The 5,778-nt window shown below is 67.6% G+C and carries 7 protein-coding genes; all 7 read left to right on the top strand.

Features of this window, described 5'->3' with window-relative positions; genetic code table 11:
• The first annotated feature begins 346 nt into the window (after nt 1-346).
• A complete protein-coding gene (locus AAG801_RS39810; protein ID WP_341893395.1) occupies nt 347-1,420 on the top strand; it encodes a hypothetical protein in 1,074 nt (357 codons plus the stop codon).
• 45 nt (nt 1,421-1,465) lie between these two features.
• A complete protein-coding gene (locus tag AAG801_RS39805) occupies nt 1,466-1,648 on the top strand; it encodes a hypothetical protein (protein ID WP_341893394.1) in 183 nt (60 codons plus the stop codon).
• Nucleotides 1,649-2,800: an MFS transporter gene (locus AAG801_RS39800; RefSeq protein ID WP_341893396.1), complete on the top strand. Its 1,152-nt coding sequence runs from the start codon at nt 1,649-1,651 to the stop codon at nt 2,798-2,800.
• 87 nt (nt 2,801-2,887) lie between these two features.
• Nucleotides 2,888-3,652, top strand: coding sequence for a GntR family transcriptional regulator (locus AAG801_RS39795; protein ID WP_341893393.1), 765 nt, complete (start codon nt 2,888-2,890; stop codon nt 3,650-3,652).
• Nucleotides 3,649-4,455, top strand: a complete 807-nt coding sequence (locus tag AAG801_RS39790; protein ID WP_341893392.1) for a transporter substrate-binding domain-containing protein — start codon at nt 3,649-3,651, stop codon at nt 4,453-4,455. Before AAG801_RS39795 ends, AAG801_RS39790 begins: the two co-directional genes overlap by 4 nt.
• 15 nt (nt 4,456-4,470) lie before the next feature.
• A complete protein-coding gene (locus AAG801_RS39785; RefSeq protein WP_341893391.1) occupies nt 4,471-5,133 on the top strand; it encodes an amino acid ABC transporter permease in 663 nt (220 codons plus the stop codon).
• 18 nt (nt 5,134-5,151) lie between these two features.
• Nucleotides 5,152-5,778: amino acid ABC transporter permease (locus AAG801_RS39780; protein ID WP_341893390.1), on the top strand; the 627-nt coding region annotated here is incomplete at its 3' end.

The following is a 5,778-nucleotide window of genomic DNA, read 5'->3' as shown; positions in this document are numbered from 1 at the left end:
GGCCTGCATGCACAAGCTGCTGGCCATCGCCTACGGTGTTCTGAGGTCCCGAAAACCCTTTGATGCGAACTACCTCAAGGCAACCAGCCCTTGACGAGCACAACGGTGTCTTGATTTCGCTGCGGGAAGCACCCAGTGCCCTGCGCACGGGACGCAGCGCTGGTGTTCAGCCGATCAACGACTGCACTGTTCACCGCTCACGTCGATGGGGTGCCTTGCGCAGCGAAATCAAGGAGGAGCCGAAGGCGGGGGACATTCGCGGAGCAAGGCTCCCCGTCGGCGGGAGCGTCGCCCTGAACGACACCGCACGTCGAAAAACCAACACGGCCGAATACAGGAGACGACCATGACCCGAGACCCCGACCCCACCGGCTTCGCGCAGATCACCGAACTGGACGGCACGCGCAATGCCGCCATGCCGCAAGACCGCCTGCGCGCCATCCGCCACGGCGCCGAAGCGCTGCGCGAACGCCTGCTCGACGCACCGCCCGTTCACTTCGCGCGCAGCTTCAACCTGCTGCGCATTCCGTACCCCGCGTGGTTCGCCTTCACCGGCGTGTACTCGCAGCAGCTGCTCAAGCCGCACATGGTGCATCTGCTGGCGCGCACCGTGCTCGTCCAGTACGACGACTTCGAAGGTCGGCTGCGCACGCTGCTCTTCACGCCGGCCGACTTCGAGGCCGGCAACGAAACGCCCTACTTCAAGCGCCTGAGCGAGCAGACGCCGAAGTTCCTGCACAAGGCCATCGCGCCGGTCTACCAGACCGTGCTGCAGGCGCTCGCGAGCTGCGGCGTGGCGCCCGAGCAGATCGACTACATCACCTACGACCATCTGCACACGCAGGACGTGCGCCGCTGGCTCGGCAGTGCGGGCGCGCCGGGGCTGCTGCCGAACGCGAAGCTTCTGGTGCATCGCCAGGAACTCGCGAATGTGCAGGGCCTCTTGCCCGTGCAGGCGGAGTGGTACTGCCCGCACGGCCTGGACGGGGTGCCGACGGAACGCATCGTCGCTTTCGACGGCAGCCTGCAGCTCGGCCGGGGCCTCGCGCTGGTCCACACGCCGGGGCACACCGAAGGCAACCACTCGCTGGTCTACCGCAGCGCCGACGGCCTGCGCGTGAGCAGCGAGAACGGTGTGGCGGCCGACAGCTGGGCGCCGCTGCAGTCGCGCCACAACGGCATCCGCCGCTATGCGCAGGCCACGGGCGCCGAAGTGATCCTCAACGGCAACACGCAGGAGAGCAGCAACGACCAGTACCTGTCGATGGTGCTCGAGAAGACGCTCGCGGGCACCTCGGCGTTGCACGGGTTCAGCAACGTCGTGCCATCGGCCGAGTGCTCGCCGCACTGGCTCTTTCCGGGCGCGCCGACCAGCCACCTGTGGGGCGAAACCAGCTTCGGCGCGCTCGTGCGGGCCTGACCCGCCGGCACACGCACGACAGCCAAACAAGAAGGAGACACACCGATGAACACCGCCACCCTCGATGCCGCCGACGCGCGCACACCGGCTTCGGCCGATGCGCGCGCAGACGCCGCGCTCTTTCGCAAGATCACCTGGCGGCTGATGCCGCTGCTGTGCGCCTGCTACGTGCTGAACTACCTGGACCGCACCAACGTCGGCTACGCGCAGCTGCAGATGAAGGACTAGCTGGGCTTCAGCGACGCGGTGTTCGGCCTGGGCGCCGGCATCTTCTTTCTCGGCTATGCGGTGTTCGAGATCCCGAGCAACCTGATGCTCGCGAAGATCGGCGTGCGCGCCACGCTGCTGCGCATCATGGGCCTGTGGGGCCTGGCCTCGGCGGCGATGATGTTCGCGACCACGCCCACGCAGTTCTACGTGCTGCGCTTTCTCATCGGCGTGTTCGAGGCCGGCTTTGCGCCGGGCGTGCTGTTCTACCTGACGCTGTGGTTTCCCTCGCGCCGCCGCGCGCAGGCGACTGCGCTGTTCTTCATGGCCTTCGGCGCGGCCCCCATCGTCGCAGGGCCGATCGCCGGGCTCACGATGACCCACCTCGACGGCGTGCTGGCGCTGCGCGGCTGGCAGTGGCTGTTCCTGCTCGAAGGCCTGCCGAGCGTGCTGCTGGGGGTCATGGCCTTTCGCACGCTGTCGAACAGCCCGGCGCAGGCGCCGTGGCTTTCGGCGGCCGAGAAGCAGCGCGTGGCACGCCTGCTGGCCGAAGACCAGGCCGCGCACGGCGCCGCCGGGCGCCACACCTTCGGCGCGGCGATGCGCGACGGGCGCGTGTGGCTGATCGGCTTCATGTCCTTCCTGATCATCCTGGGTATCTATGCGCTGTCGTTCTGGCAGCCGACGATCCTGAAGTCGATGGGCCTCAGCGTGCTGCAGATCGGTTTCTATTCGGTGATTCCCGCCATCGCGGGCATTGCAGCCAACATCGTCGTGGGGCGGCACTCCGACCGGCACCAGGAACGCCGCTGGCACTTCGCGCTGGGCGCACTCGCGGGCGCGACCGGGCTGGCGCTGACCACGCTCTTCATGCAGAGCCCCGTGGCCGCCGTGCTGTGCCTGGCGCTCGCGTCGATGGGCATCTCGAGTGCCTTCACCGTGCTGTGGGCGATTCCCGGCAGCTTCATGTCGAAGAGCGCCGCGGCGGCGGGCATTGCGCTCATCAGCACCATCGGCGGCAGCGCGGGGCTGGTGGCGCCGATGATGGTCGGCGCGCTCAAGACGCTCACGGGCGGCTTCACGGCCAGCCTGTATGTGCTGAGCGGCGCGCTGGTGCTGTCGGCGCTGCTCATGCTGCTGGCCCTGCCCCGGAGCGCGCTCGGCAAGCGGTAGCAGCGCGCACCGCAGACGCACCGCGATCCATTTCGGTGCACACAGCTTGCATACCAGTTGGCACAGAAGCTGCTGATATGCAGGCCTATGGCCATCTCCGCATCCGAAATCAGTGCACGCATCGTCGAAGCGGTGATGGCGCAGAAGCTCGCGCCCGGCGCGCGCCTGGGCGAGCAGCCGCTCGCGATGCTGTTCGACTGCAGCCGCACCATCGTGCGCGAGGCGCTCACGCGGCTGGCCGCGCGCGGCATCGTCACGGTGAGCGCGCGGCGCGGGTGGTTCGTCATCGAGCCTTCGCAGGACGAGGCGCGCGAGGCCTTCGAGGCGCGGCGCGTGATCGAACTCGGCCTCATCCGCAGCACAGACAAGATCGACAAGAGTGCTCTGCGCCAATTGAAGGCGCACCTTCAGCGTGAAAAGGCCGCACTGAAAGAGAGCGACGTCGGCCACCGTAGCTTCCTGCTGGGTGACTTCCATGTGTGCCTGGCCGAGTGCCTGGGCAACACGCTGCTGGCCGACACGCTGCGCGACTTCACCGCGCGCACCACGCTGATCGCCATGCTCTACCAGAGCACGCACGATGCGGTGCAGTCGTGCGAAGACCACGTGCAGATCGTCGCGGCGCTGGAGCGCGGCGACCACGCCGCCGCCGAGGCGCTGATGGCCGAACACATCGGCACGGTGCAGTCGGCGCTGCGCGTGCAGGCGCCCACCGACCCGCTCGCGCAGCTGCGCGATGCATTGGCGCCGCTGAACAACACCACTACCGCCACCACGCCGAAGCGCCGCCGCAAGGCCGCGCCTGCCGACGACGCCACCGATTCATCGACCTACCTAGGAGCCCTGCTATGACCACGTTCACCACTTCCGCCTCCCGTCGCCTCGCCCTCGCGCTGGCCTCCGTCGCCCTGCTCGCCGCGACCGGCGCCGCCCAGGCGCAGAACGCGCTCGACAACGTGCTCAAGGCCAAGACCATCAAGATCGCGGTGCCCACCGACTACCCGCCGTATGGCTCGGTCGACCGCAACATGCAGCCGCAGGGCCTCGACGTCGAGATGGCGCAGCTCATCGCTACCAAGCTCGGCGTGAAGGTCGAGTTGGTGCCCGTGACCAGCGCGAACCGCATTCCCTACCTGCAGACGCGCAAGGCCGACCTCGTGATCTCCACGCTCGGCAAGAACGTCGAGCGCGAGAAGGTGATCGATTTCAGCGCGGCCTACGCGCCCTTCTTCCAGGCCGTGTATGCGGGCAAGAGCATGAAGCTCACCAGCTTTGCCGACATGGCCGGCAAGACCGTCGCCGTGACGCGCGGCGCCATGGAAGACCAGGAACTGAACAAGGTGGCGCCGTCGAACGTCGACTACCGCCGCTTCGAGGACAACAACGCGACGATCGCGGCCTTCGTGGCCGGCCAGACGCAAACCATCGCCACCAGCGCGGCGGTGGCCGGCGACATGCTCGCCAAGAATCCGAAGGTGAGCGCCGAGTTCAAGCTGCTGCTGAAAGACAGCCCCTGCTTCATCGGCATCGCGAAGGGCGAAACCGCCTTGAAGACCCGGGTCAACGAGATCATTGCCGCCGCCAAGAAGGACGGCACGCTCGACGCGATGTCCAAGAAGTGGCTCGGCAAGGTGGCCGGCGACCTGCCGGTCTGATCGAAGGGCGCGGCCATGGGCATTGAATTCGACTTCGGCGCCGTGCTCGCCGAGTGGCCGCTGCTGCTGCGCGGCGTGGCGTGGACCCTCGGCCTCACGGCCGTGGGCACCGTGCTCGGGCTGGCCGTGGGCACGCTGTGCGCGTGGGCCCGGTCGGGCGGGCCGACGTGGCTGCGCGCGCTCGCCGGCACGTACGTGGAGCTGATCCGCAACACGCCCTTCATCGTGCAGCTGTTCTTCATCTTCTTCGGCCTGCCGGCCGCGGGCGTGAAGCTCTCGCCCGAGGTGGCATCGATCATCGCGATGGTGATGAACCTCGGCGCGTACTCCACCGAGATCATCCGCGCCGGCGTCGAGGCCACGCCCAAGGGGCAGATCGAAGCGGCCGTGAGCCTGGCGCTCAGCAAGGCGCAGGTCTTTTTGCGCGTGGTGCTGCCGCCCGCGCTCAAGAAGGTGTGGCCCGCGATGGTGAGCCAGATCGTCATCGTGATGCTGGGCTCGGCGGTGTGCGGGCAGATCTCGACCGAAGAGCTGAGCTACGCGGCCAACCTGATCCAGAGCCGCAACTTCCGCGCTTTTGAATCCTTCATCGTCGCCACGCTGCTGTACCTCGCGCTGGCCGTGGCGCTGCGCCGGTTGCTCAACTGGGCCGGGCCGCGCTTCTTCTTCGGCCGCTGACCGCGAGGCACTTTCACCATGGTCGATTTTTCTTTGTGGGACATCCTGCGCAACCTGCTGATGGCGCTGCGCTGGACCGTCGTGCTCTCGCTCATCGCCTTCATCGGCGGCGGCATCGTGGGCGGGCTGCTGCTGTTCGCGCGGCTGCGCGGCGGGAAGGCGGCCGAGCGGGCCGTGGGCCTGTACGTGCAGCTGTTCCAGGGCACGCCGCTGCTGATGCAGCTGTTTCTCGCCTACTTCGGCATCGCGCTGTTCGGCATTGACGTGTCGGCGTGGACCGCCGCGAGCGTGGCGCTCACGCTGTACACCAGCGCCTTTCTCACCGAGATCTGGCGCGGCTGCGTGGCCTCGATTCCGAAGGGCCAGTGGGAGGCCTCGGGCAGCCTGGCACTGAGCTTCGGCGAGCAGATGCGCCACGTGATCCTGCCGCAGGCCGTGACGATCGCCATTGCACCGACGGTCGGTTTTCTGGTGCAGGTGATCAAGGGCACGGCGCTGGCGTCGGTGATCGGCTTTGTCGAACTCACCAAGGCCGGCAGCATGATTTCGAACGCCACCTTCCAGCCCTTCGTGGTGTTCAGCTGCGTGGCCCTGCTTTACTTCGTGCTGTGCTTCCCCGTGAGCCTGTACGCCAAGACCCTCGAG

Source organism: Variovorax sp. YR752 (assembly GCF_943372545.1).
This window is presented reverse-complemented; position numbering and strand designations above follow the sequence as displayed.